Source organism: Flavobacterium gelidicaeli, from assembly GCF_013294005.1.
Classification (GTDB): domain Bacteria; phylum Bacteroidota; class Bacteroidia; order Flavobacteriales; family Flavobacteriaceae; genus Flavobacterium.
Genome location: NZ_JABSNK010000002.1, coordinates 31,962 through 50,608, shown reverse-complemented (window position 1 = coordinate 50,608; position 18,647 = coordinate 31,962). Strand labels below are relative to the sequence as shown.

Sequence of the window (18,647 nt, the reverse complement as noted above, 5' to 3'; positions counted from 1 at the left end):
AATAAGATCATCATGTTTGAAGTATATATTACAAAGGCGGGAAAATATTTACCTAATAAAGCGGTTCTCAATGATGAGATGGAAGGCTTTTTAGGACTTATTAATCAAGCTACCTCAAAAGCAAGACGCATTATCTTGCGTAACAATAAAATCTCAAGTAGATATTACGCTGTGGATAGCGAAGGAAAAAGTACACATACTAATGCCGAGCTAACTAAGAATGCTATTCAAGAATTATTTGACGAAAACTTTACAGCAAATGATGTTGAAGTAATTTCTTGTGGTACCTCTACTCCAGACATATTTTTACCTTCTCATGCAGCAATGGTTCACGGATTATTAAAAAACAAAAGTGTTGAGCTTAATTCATCAACTGGTGTTTGTTGTGCGGGAATGAATTCGTTAAAGTTTGGTTTTCTTTCGATAAAATCTGGAAGTACTAAAAACGCAGTTTGTACAGGGTCCGAAAGAGTTTCTACCTGGATGATGGCAGAGAAATTTGAACAAGAAGCGGTGAATTTGAAAAACTTAGAAGAGCAACCTATAATTGCATTTAAGAAAGATTTTCTACGTTGGATGTTATCTGATGGAGCAGGAGCTTTTTTATTAGAAGACAAACCTAGAGGAGACATTTCTTTAAAGATTGAATGGATGGAAGCTTACTCCTACGCACACGAATTAGAAACGTGTATGTATGCAGGTGGTGAAAAGCAAGAAGATGGTTCAATTAAAGCATGGAGTGATTATAATCCTGATGAATGGTTGAAGCAATCGATATTTTCTATTAAGCAAGATGTGAAATTATTAGATGCACATATATTAGAGAAAGGTGCACAAAGTATGGCAGAAGCTTTAGCGAAAAATAATATTTTAGCAGATCAAATTGACTATTTTTTACCACATGTTTCTTCTCATTATTTTGTAGAGGGATTGCATAAATCCTTGGCAGAAAGAGGGATGGATATTCCTATGGATAAATGGTTTATGAATTTAGCACGTGTTGGAAATGTAGGTTCAGCGTCAATTTATTTGGCTGTTGAAGAACTGATGAATTCAGGGAAATTAAAAAAAGGAGATAAAGTACTTTTATCTGTTCCTGAGAGCGGTCGTTTTTCTTATGCTTATGCCTATTTAACTGTTTGTTAAAAAAAAGATATGGATACAAATAAAGCACTATTCGACAAAGATTTTGTAGAGAATTTACTTCCACAAAAATTTCCATTTGTAATGGTTGATAAAATGTTTTCTTTCACAGAAACATCGATAGTTTCTGGTTTTAAAATTCAAGAAAACGCTGTTTTTTTTAATAACGGATACTTTGTAGAATCAGGTTTGATAGAACACATGGCGCAATCTGTAGCTTTGCATACAGGTTACCAGTTTTTTTTGAAACAAGAACCAGCCCCAACAGGTTATATTGGGTCTATTAAAGATGTTGTGATAAAACAACTCCCAAAATTAAATGATGAAATTAAAACTACAGTTACTATTCTTCAAGAATTTGGAGGAATAACGCTAGTAGATGTCGTTACAGAATTGAATGGTGTTGAGATCGCAAAAGGACAAATGAAAACAGTTTTAGCAAAGTAATTCTAAATATTTTGACAGAGAAAAAAGTTAATTTAGTAGATATAAAAAGGTTTTTACCTCACCGTGCTCCAATGTTAATGGTTGATTTAATTATCGAAATGGATCATGAAAAAGTAGAGACTATTTTTGAAATTAAAGAAGATAATATTTTTATCAGTAATAATTTTTTTATAGAATCGGGTTTAATTGAAAACATGGCGCAAACTTGTTCTTCAATTATTGCTAAAGATTTTTTTATAGACGAAAATAATCAAGCTAAAGATGATGTTGATGTGGTAGGATTTATTAGTGCTATAAAAACATTAAAAATATACGCGCTTCCACAAGCAGGAAGCACAATCAATACAAAAGCGGTTTTGGTTTCAAAATTTATTACAGAGGCATATAGCTTATGTACCATGAGTTGCCAGACTTTTAACAATGGAGAATTGCTTTTAGAAGGAGAAATTAATCTTTTTATTCAAGATAAAAATCCAAAGCATTAAGTGCATGAAAAAAAACGAAGTACCACAAGATAAAGGCAATCTTTCAAATATTAACATGAAAGAATTGGTTTATGCAACAGATGAAAAAGGCAATTACACGACTGCTTTGAGTACGGGTTGGGAACCTAAAACAATTGCGCTTTCTAATTCTATTGAAGAAATAAGTGAGCGTATTGCTATTGCAAAAGAGCTAGTAGATAAAAATGAAGCAAGTCCTATTTACTATTTAATGGAGGTAAATAGAATGGACATTGCCATTTTAGCTAGTTATGTAGGAATGTGGCAATGGCGTGTAAAAAGACATTTTAAACCCAGTAATTTTAATAAATTAAACGATAAAATTTTGCAAAAATATGCAGCTACTTTTAATGTAACTGTAAATGAATTAAAAAATTTTAAAACTCAGTAATGGAAACTAACTTTACACACCACCAATCTGCTCATTGTGAAAACGGAGTGGCTTCTAATTTATTAAAACATAACGGATTAAATATTAGCGAACCAATGGTTTTCGGAATTGGTTCTGGTTTGTTTTTTGTTTATCTACCTTTTATAAAAGTAAATTATGCACCTGCGATAAGTTATAGACCTTTGCCGGGCTTAATATTTAATAGACTAGCAAAACGTTTAGGTATAAAAATTAAAAGACAAAAATTTTCAAACGAAGCCAGTGCTACCAAAGCATTGGATGAAAAACTAAAAAAAAATATACCTTCAGGATTACAAGTTGGAGTTTATAATCTAACTTATTTTCCTGACGAATATAGATTTCATTTTAATGCACACAATTTAGTTGTGTATGGTAAAACAGATACTGATTATCTAATTAGTGACCCAGTAATGGAGCATGTCACTACTTTAACACATCAAGAATTAAATAAAGTACGTTTTGCTAAAGGCGCTTTTGCTCCTAAAGGACAAATGTATTATCCTATCGAAATTCCTAAGAATGTCGATTTTAAAAGTGCTATTATCAAAGGGATTAAAACGACCTGTCGAGATATGCTTGCTCCAGTGCCTATTGTTGGTGTGAAGGGTATTCGTTTTGTTGCAAAGCAAATAAGAAAATGGCCTATAAAGAATGGTACTAAAAAAGCCAATCATTATTTAGCACAAATGGTGCGAATGCAAGAAGAAATAGGAACAGGCGGAGGTGGTTTTAGATTCATCTACGCTGCTTTTTTAGAAGAAGCTTCAGGGATTTTAGAAAATAACGAATTGAAAATCCTTTCGAAAGAAATGACTGTGATAGGTGATTTATGGCGCGATTTTGCTGTAGAAGCATCAAGAGTCTATAAAAACAGAAGTACAAAGGCGGATGTTTACAACACCATTGCTGACCAACTGTTGTATATTGCCGATCAAGAAGAAGCCTTTTTTAAGAAATTAAAAAAAGCAATAAGCTAAAGAATTATTTTGCAAGAAATTATACAAATATCACAACTTTCAAAAAAGTACAAAAATGCAGAAATGTATTCTTTGAACGATTTTACGCTTTCTATAAAAGAAGGCCAAATTTTTGGGTTACTAGGGCCAAATGGCGCTGGTAAAACCACTCTTATTTCTATGCTTTGCGGTTTAGTAAAACCTACTTCAGGAAGTTTTACAATTGCTAAAATGACCTATGCTGAAAACGCAAATGAAATTAAAAAAATTATAGGAGTTGTTCCTCAAGAATACGCACTTTATCCTACATTGACCGCTCGAGAAAATTTAATTTATTTTGGGAGTATGTATGGTTTAAAAGGGGATGAATTAAAAGAGAAAGTGGTAGAGAGTCTTGATTTTTTAGGATTATTGAAGTTTGCTGATAAACGGATTGAAACCTTTTCGGGAGGAATGAAACGCCGAATAAATCTTATTGCGGGTATTTTGCACAGTCCAAAAGTATTGTTCTTAGATGAGCCAACGGTAGGGGTTGATGTTCAATCAAAAAATGCCATTATTGACTATTTAAAAAAATTAAATCAAAACGGTACCACTATAATTTATACTTCGCATCACTTAGCCGAAGCACAAGATTTGTGTACAGACATTGCAATTTTAGATCAAGGGAAAATTTATGCTCAAGGCACACCTACTGATTTGATACATGCTACTGCAAATGCCAAAAACCTAGAGGATGTTTTTATTGCATTAACCGGAAATGAATTGAGAGATGATATATAAATTATACCAATCGGTTTGCAAAGAATTTCTGTTATTAAAACGAGATTTAGGTGGAGTAGTGATACTCTTCTTGATGCCTCTTGTTTTAATTGTTATGGTAACATTAATTCAAGACAGTACCCTCAAAAAATTTAGCAATACAAAAATTCCTATCCTATTAGTCGATAATGACAAAGGAAATGTATCACATACCGTATTTGAGAATTTACAAAAAAGTGATGTTTTTACTGTTGTTACTCAAATTGATTCTAAACCATTAACGGAGGCAGTAGCCAAAGAAGCTGTTTTTAAAGGAGATTATCAGTTGGCCATTATTATTCCGTCTCGTTTGAGTTTAGATTTACAAGCGAAGATTGATCAAAATGTAGAAAATATAGTAAGCAGTTTAGGCTTTGCAGATAGTACAGCAGTTGCAAAACCAAAAGCTATTGTAAATGAAAAAGAAGTAAAACTATATTTTGATCCCGCTACGCAACTTAGTTTCAAGAATGCGGTCATGAGCTCGATCGATAAAATGATTTCTCAAATTGAGACCCATTCTATATACACTGCTTTTCAGGAGCAGTTAGGAGAGGGTAGCGCTAGTTTTGAACAAAAGAGTTTTATTACCTTCAAAGAAATTGTTCCAAGAGTCAATGACAAAGAGATTGTTCCAAATTCAGTACAACACAACGTTCCGGCTTGGACACTTTTTGCTATATTTTTCATCGTAATTCCGTTATCCATAAATATTGTTAAAGAGAAAACACAAGGAACTTTTATCCGTTTGCGAACCAATCCGGTTTCTAATGCTATTGTTTTGGCAGGAAAAACAATAACGTATCTGATCATTTGTATGATTCAGTTTTACATGATGTTAGCCGTTGCTGTATTCTTGTTTCCTCATATTGGATTACCTTCACTTAATATTGAAGGGAATTTGTTTATGATGACCATCGTAGCTTTATTTTCTGGATTTGCGGCTATTGGTTTCGGAATTTTATTAGGAACTGTAGCCAAAACCCAAGAACAATCGGCTCCTTTTGGTGCTACAGCAACTATTATTTTAGCAGCAATTGGTGGAGTTTGGGTTCCTGTTTTTGCCATGCCAAAAGTGATGCAAATAGTAGCAAAATCGTCTCCTATGAATTGGGGATTAAATGCTTTTTATGATGTATTGTTGCGCAACGCAGATTTCATCGATATTTTACCAGAAATAAGTTTATTATTTTTGTTTTTCATAATTACTATAACCATAGCATTATTGTATGATAAAAAGAAAAGATCAGTATAACGAAGCCACGGCTTTAACGGTAAGTCACGATATTAGAGTCCGTTTTAACGAAACCGATCCACTCGGAATTGTTTGGCATGGCTATTATATCACTTATTTTGAAGATGGGCGTGAGGCATTTGGTCGCAAACATGGGATTTCATATCTCGATGTATTTGATAGTGGGTACACTACACCTATAGTAAAATCAACTTGTGAGCACAAATTGTCACTGCGTTATGGTGATGTAGGCCGAATAGAAACAACTATTGTAGACACTCCAGCAGCAAAAATGATTTACAGATACACTATTTTTGATGCCGAAAATAAAATTTCATGCGTAGGAGAAACAGTTCAGGTTTTTCTGGACAGTAAAGGAGAATTAATGTTGACTAATCCGCCATTTTATGAAGAATGGAAGCGAAAAGTAGGACTATTAAAATAAAAAAATGTTGAAAGAAGTATACATTACCGAAACGAATTGCATCACACCTATTGGGTTTGATGTGGCTACTAATATAAAAAATATTAGTGAAGGGATTTCTGGTATTCAGTTGCAGCAAGATTCTGAAATGATGAAAGCACCTTTTTATGCTTCAAAAATTAATGAGGATGAATTAAGTTTGGCTTTCGCCGAAATTTCAAAAGAGACGCATTTTTCGAGATTAGAAAAAATGATGATTTTAGCATTGGATCCCATTGTTAAAAACGCAAAACTAGATTTGAATAAGAAGCATGCTTTTATACTGTCTACGACAAAAGGGAATGTTACGGCTTTAAAAAACGCTAATGAAACGGGTATAGAAAATGCCTATTTACATCAACTAGCAAAAAAGATTGCTGACCATTTTGGTTTTGTAACCGAACCTATAGTGGTTTCAAATGCTTGTGTTTCGGGAGTTTTGGCAGTTTCTATCGCAAAAAGATTGATTCAGAGTGAGCTATATGATGCTATATTTGTAGTTGCGGGCGATGAAATATCCGAATTTATTTTATCAGGATTCAATTCATTTCAAGCCATGAGTGATTTACCCTGTAAACCGTATTCTAATAATAGAACGGGAGTAACACTTGGCGAAGCTACAGCAGCAGTTTTAGTTACATCAGACAGTAAAAATGCAAAAGTAAAAATTATTGGTGACGGTTCTATCAATGATGCAAACCACATATCTGGACCTTCTAGAACAGGCGAAGGGCTTTTTAGAAGTATAGAAAGTGCTTTATTAGAAGCGAATATAAAAACCGAACAAATAGATTATATTTCGGCTCATGGTACCGCAACGCCGTTTAATGATGAAATGGAAGCCATTGCGTTGAATAGGTTAGGTTTAGAAAACACTCCTGTAAATAGTTTAAAGGGCTATTATGGACATACCTTGGGTGCTTCTGGATTATTGGAAACAGTGATCGGAATCCAATCTGTTTTAGAAAATAAATTATTTGCCACATTAGGATTTGATGCATTAGGAGTGAGTCAAGCAATTAATGTTATTACAGAAAATGAAACTAAAAATAGTCGTTATTTCTTAAAAACAGCTTCGGGTTTTGGAGGTTGTAATACGGCAGTTTTATTCGAAAAAGTGAACTAATGACAGAAAATAATACTTATATACAGTCTTTTTGTACTATTGAAAATAACCAAATCACTTTGAACGGTGAAGTTATTTTTCAAAAAGAGAAAAGCTCTTTTTCAGAATTTTCAAAAAGTGCTTACCAAAATTTAGATATTGATTATTCAAAGTTTTTCAAAATGGATAACTTGAGTAAACTCGCTTTTTTGGGGGCTGAATTGTTGTTGAAAAACCAAGAAAATAGTAAAGAGGAGAACGATACTGCTTTAGTTTTTGCTAATAAATCCTCGAGTTTAGATACGGATACAAAATATCAGAATTCAATTTCAGACAAGGATAGTTATTATCCAAGTCCAGCAGTTTTTGTTTATACGTTGCCTAATATTTGTTTAGGTGAAATTAGTATCAGACATCAATTAAAAAGCGAAAATTCTTTCTTTATATTTGCTGACTTTAATAGTGAATTCATGTTGAATTATGCAAAAATTCTATTGGATACAAAAAAAGCAAAAAACGTACTTTGTGGCTGGGTCGAATGTTTTAACGAAGAGTACAAAGCGTTCCTATATTTAGTAGGAACAGAAGGAGATTACGAACATAATGAACAAACAATAAAAAAACTATATAATTAAATTACATGGAAGCATTAAAACAAGAATTAAAAAGTAAAATCATTGAAGTTTTAAATTTAGAAGATATTAACCTAGAGGACATTAATGATAACGATCCTTTATTTGGAGACGGATTAGGATTAGATTCTATTGATGCATTAGAGCTTATCGTAATGTTAGATAAAGATTATGGTATTAAATTAGTTGATCCAAAAGAAGGGAAAAATATTTTTCAATCTATTGAAACAATGGGAGCTTATATTACAGCTAATAGAACAAAGTAATTTTTTGCTGAATTAAAGTTTTAAAAACGGTGAATTTCGATTTTTAAAATTTTAGTAATTAAAAATCAATGAATAAAGGAGTTGCCATAACAGGAATGGGTATTGTTTCTTCAATCGGGAATTCGGTTGAGGATAACTTTGTTTCGTTATTGAATAACAAAGTAGCCATTACGACTATCGAAAATATTTCGACGGTGCATGCTGCAGTGATTAAAGTTGGAGAAATAAAAAAAACGAATCAGCAATTAGTAGAACAACTTCAGTTGTCTGCTGATAATAATTTTTCGAGAACGGCGATGTTGGGTGCAATAGCAGCCAAACAAGCGGTTCAAGATGCTGGAATTACTTCAATTAATGAATACAAAACCGGTTTAATTTCGGCAACAAGCGTTGGCGGAATGGACATGACCGAAAGACATTATTATGATTATTTTGACAATGAAGAACTTGTAAAATACATCAAATGTCATGATGGTGGTGATGTATCTCAAAAAATCGCAGACGAACTAGGTTTGAAAGGAACAGTAACTACCATTAGTACGGCTTGTTCATCTGCAGCTAATGCAATTATGCTTGGTGCTCGAATGATAAAATCAGGAAAACTAGATCGTGTAATTGTTGGCGGGACTGATGCTTTGGCTAAATTTACTATTAATGGATTCAAAACTTTAATGATTTTGTCAGATGGTTATAATATGCCATTTGATAATGATCGAAAAGGGTTGAATCTAGGTGAAGCAGCAGCTTTTTTGGTTCTTGAATCAGATGAAGTGGTGAAAAAGCAAAATAAAAAAGTATTAGCAAGAGTTTCTGGTTACGGCAATGCAAATGATGCCTTTCATCAAACCGCTTCTTCAGAGAACGGTGACGGAGCACTATTAGCTATGGAAAAAGCATTTCAATTAGCAGGTTTACAACCCGAAGATATTGATTATATCAATGTACACGGTACCGCAACTCCCAATAATGATTTGTCTGAAGGCAGAGCAATCGTAAGGTTGTTTGGTGAGGATAAGGTGCCTGATTTTAGTTCAACAAAACCATTTACTGGACATACTTTGGCGGCAGCCGCGGCAATTGAAGCGGTTTATAGTGTATTAGCAATTCAGAATAATGTGGTTTTTGCTAATTTGAATTTTAAAACTCCTATGAGTGAATTCAATTTGATTCCACAAACTACATTGAAATATAAAAATGTGAATCATGTATTGTCTAATTCCTTTGGATTTGGAGGAAATTGCTCAACCCTTATATTTTCTAAAAACGAATGAAAAAGACATATATAAATGGAATAGGTTGTATCTCGGCTCAAAAAACGTTTGATACTGTTTTTTTAGAAGAAGCTGTATTAGAGGAGAACAGTATTGTATTACCTTTAAAAAAACCAGTTTACAAAGATTTTATTCCTCCAGTCGCTATTAGAAGGATGGCGAAAGGAGTTAAAAACAGCATGGTAGCCTCTGCACTAGCCTTAAGAGAAGCACAAGTAGAAAATATTGATGCCATCATTACCGGAACCGGTATGGGATGTATCGAAGATTCTGAGAAGTTTTTAACCGCAATTTTAAATAACAAAGAAGAATTTTTAACACCTACCTCTTTCATCCAATCTACCCACAATACTGTTGGAGGACAAGTGGCTTTAGGCTTACAATGCAAAGCTTACAATGTTACTTATGTAAATGGATCAGTTTCATTTGAGTCGGCTTTATTAGACGCAAAAATGAAAATTGATGAGGAAGAAGCAGTTGCAGTTTTGTTAGGAGGGATTGATGAAATTTCAGACTATACTACTTCATTATTCAAATTAGCAGGTTTTATAAAAAAAGAAAACGAAGGTCCTTATCCAGTGTTGAATTCAACTTCAAAAGGAGTTGTGTATGGTGAAGGAGCTACCTTTTTTGTGTTAGAAGATAAAAAAAGAGCGCAAACCTATGCTGAAGTCCTAGATGTTGAGCTGTTTAATAAACTAGACATTGATGAAGTAGAGGAAAAAATGATAGCTTTTTTGAAATCGAATGCATTAGAAATAACGGATGTTGACGCAATAATTTTAGGGTATAACGGAGATGTTGAATATGATACATTTTATAAAAATCTATCTGAAAACACATTTGTAAATACACCACAAGTATATTATAAACAACTAAGTGGCGAATACAATACAGCATCTGCCTTTGGATTATTTGTGGGGGCGAAGATTGTCAAATATCAAAACATTCCTAGTATTATTTCGGTAAATAAAATGGAGAAGTCAGCGTACAAAAACATTTTATTGTACAATCAATACAGAGGAATTGATCATAGTTTTACGTTAATTTCAAGATGTTAAAACACCAACTAACAGCTATTGTCTTTATATCGATTTTACTTTTACTAAAAATTATAAGTTTTTTTATAGTAATTGAAATTTCGTATTTTATACTTGTAGCTGCTCTTTGGTTAGCGGTAGTTTTGTGGGGATCCTCATTTATTTCGTCTAATTATCATGTCAAAAGTTATTGCAGTAACCCATTGGAAACAGAGAAAAAAATTGCAATTACATTTGATGATGGTCCTAATCCAAACACTTTATTGATTCTTGAAGTTTTAAAAAAGCACAATGTAAAAGCGGCTTTTTTTTGTATTGGAAAAAATATAGAAAAATACCCTGAAATTTTTGAACAAGTTATTTCCGAAAATCATATTGTTGCCAATCATTCTTATGGACACAGCTCTTTGTTTGATTTTTTTAGAAAAAGCCAAGTTATTGATGAGTTAAATAAAACGGATGCGATAATAGCAAAAGTATTGGGCAAGAAACCTTTGTTTTTTAGACCACCTTACGGAGTGACTACTCCATCGATACGTAGAGCACTTGAGGTAACCAAACACAAGTTAATTGGTTGGAATGTTCGTTCTTTGGATGGAATTATAAAAAACGAAAAAATTATTTTTAATCGAATTATAAAAAGAGTAAAACCGGGAGCAATAATACTAATGCACGACACGACATTTGAGTCCGTTAGTGTTTTGGAACAGTTGTTGTTATTCTTGGAGAAAAATAATTACAAAGTGGTTGCAATTGATCAACTGTTGAATTTAAAAGCTTATGAAAATTAAAACTTATTTGATACTATTAACGGTCCTTTTCTTTAATGTTACTGCTTTTGCACAGGAACAAAAAATGAACGGAAGCGAAATAGCGGCCTTCAAATTATCAGTTAATGGAGTTTCTAAAAAAATAAAAACACTAAGCACCGATTTTGTGCAATACAAGCACATGGATTTTTTGGCTAAAGACATTGAAACCTCTGGAAAAATGTTTTTCAAAGATCCAGGATTATTATCTTGGCAATATAAAAAACCATACAATTATACTATTGTTTTTAAAAACGGAAAGATTTTAATCAATGACGAGGGCAAAAAAAGCAGTGTAGATATTGGTAATAGTAAGGTTTTTGGAAAAATCAATAAGCTTATTATAGGTAGTGTAAGTGGAGATATGTTTGATGACAAGGAATTTGTGATCTCTTATTTTAAAACTAGAGAAAATAATGTGACCAAGTTTATTCCTAAAGACAAGACATTGTTAAAATATATTAAGCAAATCGAATTAACGTTTAGTAAAGACGACGCCACAGTTGTTCAAGTGAAACTATTGGAATCAGCTGAAGATTATACTCGTATTGTGATGAAAAATAAAACAATAAATGCAAAAATCGACGACTCTTTTTTTATTAATTAGTTTTACGCTTCTAGTTCTTTTAAATTCTTGCGGATCTAATCCAGTAAGACAAATGAATGAAAAAGCAGTAGATACTAAAGTTTATAATGCGCCCTATTTTTCTAATACCGCAATGGATTATGTTTATAAAGCAAACATAGCTGTATATGGAAATGAATTGAGCGGTATATTTATTGTAAAAAAGTTAAATGAGACTACACACAGAGTTGTTTTTACAACCGAGTTTGGAAATAAATTAATGGATTTCGAAATTTCAGATTCTGATTTTAAAGTGAATTCAATTGTTAAAGAATTAGATCGTAAGATCCTTATAAATACATTAAAAAAAGATTTTAGAATACTATTAAAAAAGACTTATGCTGTCGATAAACAGTTTGAGGACGATCAAAATATAATTTATGAGTCAAAAATGGGGAGGAGTTATAATTACCTCTATTTGTCAAAAACCGGTGGCGGACTTTTAAAAATTGTTCATGCTTCTAAAAGAAAAGAAAAAATAATTGTCTATTGTACTTCTGAAAACAATATTTTTGCCGAAAAGATTGTTATTCAGCACCAAAACATAAAATTAAGAATTGAATTGAATTATTTTAATAACCAATAAACCAAAACCATGAAAAATAGAATTTTATTTGCTTTTTTTGCTTTTTTCGTATTGCTACAGGTTCAAGCACAAGCTATTTTTAGACCAGGAGTAAAAGGAGGAGTTAATTTCTCGCACTTCACTCAAACAGATAATTCAAACGAAAAATTTTCAGCTAAGCAAGATTTTTATGTTGGGATATTTGGAGCTTTAAGAGCAACAAAAGTATATACATTGCAACCGGAACTAACCTATACCAGACAAGGTGCGAAACGCGAATATATAGATGGTTTTGATGGATTGAAAAAAAATGAAACTCTTGATGTTTCCTATTTATCTTTGGCTGTAGCCAATAAGTTTGTTTTTAACAAAGTGAATTTTCAATTAGGAACTACATTTGATGTTAAAATAAACGATGCTAAAAAATATATTGGAGAGTCTAACTATAGAGACAACTCATTTAGCTCGATAGATTTAGGCTTTTTTGCTGGAATTGGGTTTGATATCACAAAGAATTTTGGAATTGAAGGAAGAGTTAAAAAAGGAATTATACCAGTAAGTGATTGGGATGATAGTTACACAAATGTGGTTTTTCAAGTAGGCGCTGCTTATACTTTTGATTTAAAATAAAAAAAAAGATGCTATTAAAAGATTTTTATAAAATAACTTCGTTAGAAAAAAAGGATGCGCAACAGTATTCTATTGTTATTTTGATTAATGAAAAACATGAGGTTTTCAAAGGACATTTTCCAGGAAATCCTATCATGCCAGGAGTGTGTATGATGCAAATAATTAAAGAATTAACAGAGCAAATTACTGAAAGTAGCTTGATTATGGAAAGCCTTTCTAATGTGAAATTTATGGCTCTTATTAATCCAGAGGTATTGCAAGAGTTGCATTTGGTACTGGATGTTATAACGATGGATGATGACAAAATTAAAGTAAAAAACACGACCTATTTTGGTGAAACAGTGGCTTTGAAATTAGTTAGTGTCTATAAAAAAATATAGTATGAAATTTATAATTCCACTATTTTGTTTGTTCTTTTTGGGTAGCCCGTCTATTTCAGAAGTTAGAAAAATGTATGCAACGGCTTCAAATTCTAAAACAGAATCAGCAGATTTATTGCTGAAACTGTCTGATGTTGAAATTGGTGATAGTAATAGTGTGTTAGTTGCTTATAAAGGTGGTACACTGGCTTTAAAAGGTAAGTTTTCTTCTAAAATAAAAGATAAAAAATCCAATCTTCTAGCAGGAGCAAAATATATTGAGGCTGCGGTTAAAACGAGTCCAAATAATGTAGAGATCAGATTCATTCGCTTAAGCGTTCAAGAAAACCTGCCTTCATTTATTAGTTATAGAAAGAACATTAAAGAAGATAAGGCTTTTATTATATCTAACTTTAAGACGTTAACAGGGGAATCGAAAGAATATATTAAAAACTTCATTCTACAATCTAAAAGTTTTTCTGATTCAGACCAACAATCAGTTAATAAATAATAAAAATTAGAATGGCAACTATTGCATCTGTGAGTGATACTACGTATCCATTGAATTTTTGCGTTATTATTCCAACCTACAATAATGACAAAACACTTAAGCGTGTAATTGATGCTGTTTTAGAGCATACATCACATGTGATAATTGTAAATGATGGTTCGACAGATAAAACCAAACAAATATTACAAGAGTACACTCATTTAATACAAATCCATCATGAGGCCAATTCTGGTAAAGGAATTGCGCTGCGTAACGGTTTTAAGAAAGCTGTTGAACTTCACTATGTCCATGCTATTACAATAGATTCGGATGGGCAGCACTTTGCTTGTGATATTCCCAAATTCCTTTCAGTCATAGAAAAAGAAGGGGATGCGTTATTGATTGGAAGTAGAAACATGCTGCAAGAAGGTGTTCCAAAGAAGAGTAGTTTTGGGAATAATTTTTCAAATTTTTGGTTTCAATTTGAAACTGGAATAAAGCTAGAGGATACTCAGTCTGGTTTTAGATTATACCCTTTACAGAAAATCCCAAAAAAATATTTCACCAATAAGTTTGAGTTAGAAATCGAAATCATCGTTCGATCTGCATGGAAAGGTGTTGTTGTTAAAAACATACCTATTCAGGTTTTATATGACCCAAAAGAACGTGTGTCTCACTTTAGACCCTTTCAGGATTTCACCAGAATCAGTATTTTGAATACGGTGTTAGTTATAATAGCATTGGCGTATATTAAACCTCGTGATTTTTTTAGAGGAGTAAAAAAAAAAGGGTTAAGTAAATTTTTTATTGATGATATTCTAGAAAATGATGACTCTAATCTAAAGAAAGCTAGCTCAATAGCTCTTGGAGTTTTCATAGGGATTGCTCCATTTTGGGGGTTTCAAACGGTTTTAGTATTGTTCTTGGCCGTTGTTTTGCGTTTAAACAAAGTTATTTCATTTGCGTTTTCGAATATTAGTTTTCCTCCTTTTATTCCACTGATTATTTATGGGTCGTTACAGCTTGGTGGTCTTTTTATAAACAATGCTGATCCTTTATTTTTAGATTATTCTATTACTTTTGAAAAAATAAAAAATAATATTTCACAATATATCGTTGGAAGCTTTATTTTAGCAACAATTTCAGCAATCGTTTTCGGACTAATAGGTTATTTAGTATTGACCTTTATCAGTACTTTTAAAAATAAAGAATAAATAATGCAGCAGTTTTTTTTTGAATTACATCAATTTGTTTTAAGAAGGAAATTTTTTTCTTTCTCATTAATTATTTCGGTGTTTTTGTTTTTTATTTTTTTTGCATCCAAAGTTGCTTTCAGTGAGGACATCACTAGGTTGATTCCAACAAATGACGATTCGAATATTACTGCAAAAGTTTTAAATCAACTTAATTTTTCGGATAAAATTTCAATTATAATTTCCGTTGAAAAAGAGGGGTCGCCAGATGATTTGTCTGAATATGCCAATATATTTCTAGATAGTTTAAACGAAAAATCAAAACCTTATATTGGTAAAATACAAGGAAAAATTGACGAAGAAAACATTCAGGCTACTTTTGATTTTGTCTATGATAATTTACCGCTTTTTTTAGATCAAAATGACTATAAGACCATTACAAATAAAATACAAAACGATAGTGTAGCGGCCATTTTAGCTAATGATTATAAGTCGTTGATTTCTCCTACCGGAATTGTAACGAGAGATTTTATACTTAAAGATCCGCTTGGAGTTTCGTTTATAGCTTTAAAAAAATTACAACAACTTAGTGTAGGAGATGATTTTGAGTTGCACAATGGTTTTATAATTACTAAAGACAAGAAAAACTTACTTCTATTTGTAACGCCAAAGTTGGCAGCCAATGAAACAGATACGAATACCGTTTTTATCAATCAGCTAAGCAACATAAAAGACAATTTGAACGAGAAGTTTAAAGGTAAGGTACGTATGAGTTATTTTGGCGCAACTCCTGTGGCTGTAGCTAATGCAACTCAAATAAAAGCAGATGTCAAGAATACTTCTATTTTTGCTGCCGTAACCTTGATTCTAATTCTTATCTTCTTTTATAGAAGTTTATGGACGCCCATAATTATTTTTATACCTTCCCTATTTGGTGCTTTTTTTGCTTTAGGAGTACTGTATTTTACAAGGGGAACAATATCTGCAATTTCACTCGGAATTAGCTCTATTTTACTAGGGGAAACCACCGATTATTCTATTTACGTATTAACGCATCTTCGAAATAATAAAAATGTAAAACTATTATACAAAGACATTACTAAACCATTGCTATTGTGCGGGATCACAACAGCAGTTTCTTTTTTATGTTTGTTTTTTGTTAAGTCTGAAGCATTAAAAGATTTAGGTCTTTTTGCTGCTTTAAGTGTTATTTCGACTTCAGTATTTTCATTGGTTCTAATTCCGTTATTGTATAAGGCTAAAAAAGAGGTTGGAACCCAAAAAGAAAATTTCATTGATAAATTAGGAAGGTATTCGTATCATAAAAATAAATTCTTACTAGGTTCTGTTTTTATCTTTCTTATTGCTTGTCTTTTCACGTATTCGAATGTGACTTTCAATAATGATCTTTCGGCACTTAATTACATGTCACAAGACTTAAAGCATGCCGAAGAGAAATTAGAAAATATTGCTGACATTTCTTCGAAATCAATTTACCTAGCTACTTATGGAGATAGTCAAGAAAAAGTTTTGGCGAATAATAAAGTGTTATTCGATTCTTTATCAAAAGAAAAAAATACTTCTGGAATACTGAATTTTAGTTCTATTGGTGGTGTAGTTTTTTCTAAAGAAGAACAACAGAAAAAGATTAATGATTGGAATGTTTTCTGGGATAATTCTAAAAAAACAGTGTTAAAAGAACGCATAATTGCGAATGGAAATACAATTGGTTTTAGAGAAAATTCATTTGATGGATTTTACGAAATGCTAAATAAAGATTTTCAAGTAGTTTCGATTGCGGATTATGAAAGTGTCAAATCGTTATTTCTGGATGAATTTATAGGCGAAAAAGACGGTTTTCATACTATTTCTACACTAGTAAAAGTACCAGTAGAAAAGAGAGATGCTTTTGTAGCCAAAATTAAAAAGCAACCTAACCTGATTGTAATTGATAGGCAACAAACAAATGAAACATTCCTAGGTAATTTAAAGAAGAACTTTGAAAGTCTCGTGAATTACTCTTTTATCGCTATTTTTATTATATTATTTCTTTCCTTTAAAAGAATTGAGTTGGTCTTAGTTAGCATTATTCCAATACTTGCTAGTTGGTTAATTACTACAGGAATGATGGGGATGTTTGGACTACAGTTCAATATAATCAATATAATTGTATGTACTTTGATTTTTGGGATTGGTGTTGATTATAGTATTTTCATGACTTCGGCATTGCAAAAAGAACATACGTATGGCATAAAAGTATTGCCTACTTATAAAGCCTCAATTATTTTATCGGTGGCTACTACTATTTTGGGTATAGGCGTTTTAGTTTTTGCGAAGCACCCTGCCTTAAAATCGATTTCGATAATTTCAATCATTGGGATTTTCTCTGCATTGGTAATTACGTTTACATTACAGCCTTTAGTTTTTAATTTCATTGTTACAGATAGAGTTAAAAAAGGGCAAAGTCCTTACGAAATAAAAAGATTGTTACATTCCATATTGTCATTTATATACTATGGTTTAGGTGGGTTTGTATTGTCAATTATAGGTGTTGTTTTGATGAAAATTTTGCCTTTTAGTCGAAAGTCAAAACTAAGATCATTTCATTATGTAATGTCAAAATTCATGCAGTCAGTATTATTTTCTTATCCTGCTGTTCGAAGAAAAATCAGCAATATTTCTAACGAAAATTTTGATAAACCAGCAGTGATAATAGCAAACCACATGTCCTTTTTAGATATTTTAGCCGTAGGAATGTTAAGTCCAAAGATTATTTTTTTAGTTAGTGATTGGGTATATAATTCACCGTTTTTTGGAAAAGGGGTGAGGCTAGCAGGTTTTTATCCTGTTTCAAGCGGTATCGATAATGGTATCGAACATTTGAGAGAGAAAGTCGATCAAGGGTTTTCATTAATGGTCTTTCCAGAGGGAACACGTTCTACAGATAATTTAATTAAAAGGTTTCATAAAGGAGCTTTTTATTTGGCTGAGGAATTCAAATTAGATATTGTTCCAGTGGTTATTCATGGATATTCAGAAATTGCTCCCAAAGGCGACTTTATACTAAATGGTGGTCCAACAACCGTTAAAATTTTAGATAGAATAAAGGCTGACGATAAAACTTTTGGTAACGATTATGCCGAAAGAACTAAAAAAATAAGTACTTATTTTAAATCTCAATATACCGATTTGCGTCACGAATTAGAAGACCCAAATTACTTTAAAAAACGAATAATTGACAGTTTTGATTATAAGGAGTTAAAGATTATTCAAGCTGTAAAGGCAGACTTTAATCAGAATTTAGAAAGCTATTTTCAAATTAATTCTTACCTTGGTTCGAAAGCGAAAGTTTTGCACGTAGCAAATGATTACGGGCAGTTAGATGTATTATTGGTGTTGCAAGAGCCTTTAAGAAAATTAGAAACCTTTATCGCAGATCAAGATAAAAGAAACGTTGCAAAAACGAATTATATAGTTCATAAGCGAATTATAAATTATTTGGATACTATCGATGAACTTGAAGGAAGATACTATGATACTGTTTTAATTTCTGAGGGAAATAGTACGGTACAACTTGAAAAATTAGTCAAATTGACTCAAAAGATAATTTTAATAAACAATCACCCTCTCAAAGAGACCTTACTGAATTTAGGATTTACGGTTACAGATGAAACAGAGAAAGTGATAGTTTTAAAGAGATAAA

At 32.0% G+C, this 18,647-nt stretch carries 21 protein-coding genes; all 21 read left to right on the top strand.

Annotated elements, in window-relative coordinates; translation table 11 throughout:
- Nucleotides 1-12 precede the first annotated feature (12 nt).
- Complete coding sequence (darB, locus tag HNP99_RS02935; protein ID WP_173851129.1) at nucleotides 13-1,146, top strand: dialkylresorcinol biosynthesis protein DarB; 1,134 nt, start codon at nucleotides 13-15, stop codon at nucleotides 1,144-1,146.
- Between the two features lie 9 nt (nucleotides 1,147-1,155).
- Nucleotides 1,156-1,590 (top strand): hotdog family protein, encoded by a 435-nt coding sequence (locus tag HNP99_RS02930; RefSeq protein ID WP_173851127.1) that lies wholly within the window; start codon nucleotides 1,156-1,158, stop codon nucleotides 1,588-1,590.
- Between the two features lie 11 nt (nucleotides 1,591-1,601).
- Complete coding sequence (locus tag HNP99_RS02925) at nucleotides 1,602-2,075, top strand: hotdog family protein (protein WP_254596811.1); 474 nt, start codon at nucleotides 1,602-1,604, stop codon at nucleotides 2,073-2,075.
- Nucleotides 2,076-2,079: 4 nt separating this feature from the next.
- Complete coding sequence (gene DarG / locus HNP99_RS02920; protein WP_173851125.1) at nucleotides 2,080-2,484, top strand: flexirubin biosynthesis protein DarG; 405 nt, start codon at nucleotides 2,080-2,082, stop codon at nucleotides 2,482-2,484.
- Nucleotides 2,484-3,482 (top strand): BtrH-related acyltransferase DarH, encoded by a 999-nt coding sequence (gene darH / locus HNP99_RS02915; protein WP_173851123.1) that lies wholly within the window; start codon nucleotides 2,484-2,486, stop codon nucleotides 3,480-3,482. The genes DarG and darH overlap by 1 nt, the downstream gene beginning before the upstream one ends.
- A gap of 63 nt (nucleotides 3,483-3,545) precedes the next feature.
- On the top strand, nucleotides 3,546-4,244 hold the full coding sequence (locus HNP99_RS02910) for an ABC transporter ATP-binding protein (RefSeq protein ID WP_173851121.1): 699 nt from the start codon (nucleotides 3,546-3,548) through the stop codon (nucleotides 4,242-4,244).
- Nucleotides 4,234-5,517, top strand: a complete 1,284-nt coding sequence (locus tag HNP99_RS02905) for an ABC transporter permease (RefSeq protein WP_173851119.1) — start codon at nucleotides 4,234-4,236, stop codon at nucleotides 5,515-5,517. The genes HNP99_RS02910 and HNP99_RS02905 overlap by 11 nt, the downstream gene beginning before the upstream one ends.
- Nucleotides 5,492-5,941 (top strand): acyl-CoA thioesterase, encoded by a 450-nt coding sequence (locus HNP99_RS02900; RefSeq protein ID WP_173851117.1) that lies wholly within the window; start codon nucleotides 5,492-5,494, stop codon nucleotides 5,939-5,941. The genes HNP99_RS02905 and HNP99_RS02900 overlap by 26 nt, the downstream gene beginning before the upstream one ends.
- Nucleotides 5,942-5,945: 4 nt before the next feature.
- Nucleotides 5,946-7,085 (top strand): beta-ketoacyl synthase N-terminal-like domain-containing protein, encoded by a 1,140-nt coding sequence (locus tag HNP99_RS02895; RefSeq protein ID WP_173851115.1) that lies wholly within the window; start codon nucleotides 5,946-5,948, stop codon nucleotides 7,083-7,085.
- Nucleotides 7,085-7,699, top strand: a complete 615-nt coding sequence (locus HNP99_RS02890; protein WP_173851113.1) for a 3-oxoacyl-ACP synthase — start codon at nucleotides 7,085-7,087, stop codon at nucleotides 7,697-7,699. The genes HNP99_RS02895 and HNP99_RS02890 overlap by 1 nt, the downstream gene beginning before the upstream one ends.
- Nucleotides 7,700-7,704: 5 nt before the next feature.
- Entirely contained in the window at nucleotides 7,705-7,962 is a 258-nt protein-coding gene (locus HNP99_RS02885) for a phosphopantetheine-binding protein (protein ID WP_173851111.1), read from the top strand.
- A gap of 68 nt (nucleotides 7,963-8,030) precedes the next feature.
- The gene (locus tag HNP99_RS02880) at nucleotides 8,031-9,233 is read left to right on the top strand and encodes a beta-ketoacyl-[acyl-carrier-protein] synthase family protein (protein ID WP_173851109.1); all 1,203 of its coding nucleotides are present in this window, start codon (nucleotides 8,031-8,033) and stop codon (nucleotides 9,231-9,233) included.
- Complete coding sequence (locus tag HNP99_RS02875; RefSeq protein WP_173851107.1) at nucleotides 9,230-10,294, top strand: beta-ketoacyl synthase chain length factor; 1,065 nt, start codon at nucleotides 9,230-9,232, stop codon at nucleotides 10,292-10,294. Before HNP99_RS02880 ends, HNP99_RS02875 begins: the two co-directional genes overlap by 4 nt.
- A gap of 182 nt (nucleotides 10,295-10,476) precedes the next feature.
- Nucleotides 10,477-11,064, top strand: a complete 588-nt coding sequence (locus HNP99_RS02870) for a polysaccharide deacetylase family protein (RefSeq protein ID WP_254596810.1) — start codon at nucleotides 10,477-10,479, stop codon at nucleotides 11,062-11,064.
- The gene (lolA2, locus tag HNP99_RS02865) at nucleotides 11,054-11,689 is read left to right on the top strand and encodes a flexirubin biosynthesis/transport protein LolA2 (RefSeq protein ID WP_173851102.1); all 636 of its coding nucleotides are present in this window, start codon (nucleotides 11,054-11,056) and stop codon (nucleotides 11,687-11,689) included. The genes HNP99_RS02870 and lolA2 overlap by 11 nt, the downstream gene beginning before the upstream one ends.
- Entirely contained in the window at nucleotides 11,655-12,293 is a 639-nt protein-coding gene (gene lolB2, locus HNP99_RS02860) for a flexirubin biosynthesis protein LolB2 (RefSeq protein ID WP_173851100.1), read from the top strand. The genes lolA2 and lolB2 overlap by 35 nt, the downstream gene beginning before the upstream one ends.
- A gap of 9 nt (nucleotides 12,294-12,302) precedes the next feature.
- Nucleotides 12,303-12,902, top strand: a complete 600-nt coding sequence (locus HNP99_RS02855) for a porin family protein (RefSeq protein ID WP_173851098.1) — start codon at nucleotides 12,303-12,305, stop codon at nucleotides 12,900-12,902.
- An 8-nt stretch (nucleotides 12,903-12,910) separates the two neighbouring features.
- Nucleotides 12,911-13,282 carry a 3-hydroxyacyl-ACP dehydratase gene (locus tag HNP99_RS02850; RefSeq protein ID WP_173851096.1) on the top strand — a complete coding sequence of 124 codons (372 nt, stop codon included), beginning with the start codon at nucleotides 12,911-12,913 and terminating at the stop codon, nucleotides 13,280-13,282.
- 1 nt (nucleotide 13,283) lies between these two features.
- Entirely contained in the window at nucleotides 13,284-13,772 is a 489-nt protein-coding gene (locus tag HNP99_RS02845) for a hypothetical protein (protein WP_173851094.1), read from the top strand.
- A gap of 11 nt (nucleotides 13,773-13,783) precedes the next feature.
- Complete coding sequence (locus tag HNP99_RS02840; RefSeq protein ID WP_254596809.1) at nucleotides 13,784-14,965, top strand: DUF2062 domain-containing protein; 1,182 nt, start codon at nucleotides 13,784-13,786, stop codon at nucleotides 14,963-14,965.
- A gap of 3 nt (nucleotides 14,966-14,968) precedes the next feature.
- Nucleotides 14,969-18,646 carry an MMPL family transporter gene (locus HNP99_RS02835; protein ID WP_173851092.1) on the top strand — a complete coding sequence of 1,226 codons (3,678 nt, stop codon included), beginning with the start codon at nucleotides 14,969-14,971 and terminating at the stop codon, nucleotides 18,644-18,646.
- The last annotated feature ends 1 nt before the right edge of the window (nucleotide 18,647 follow it).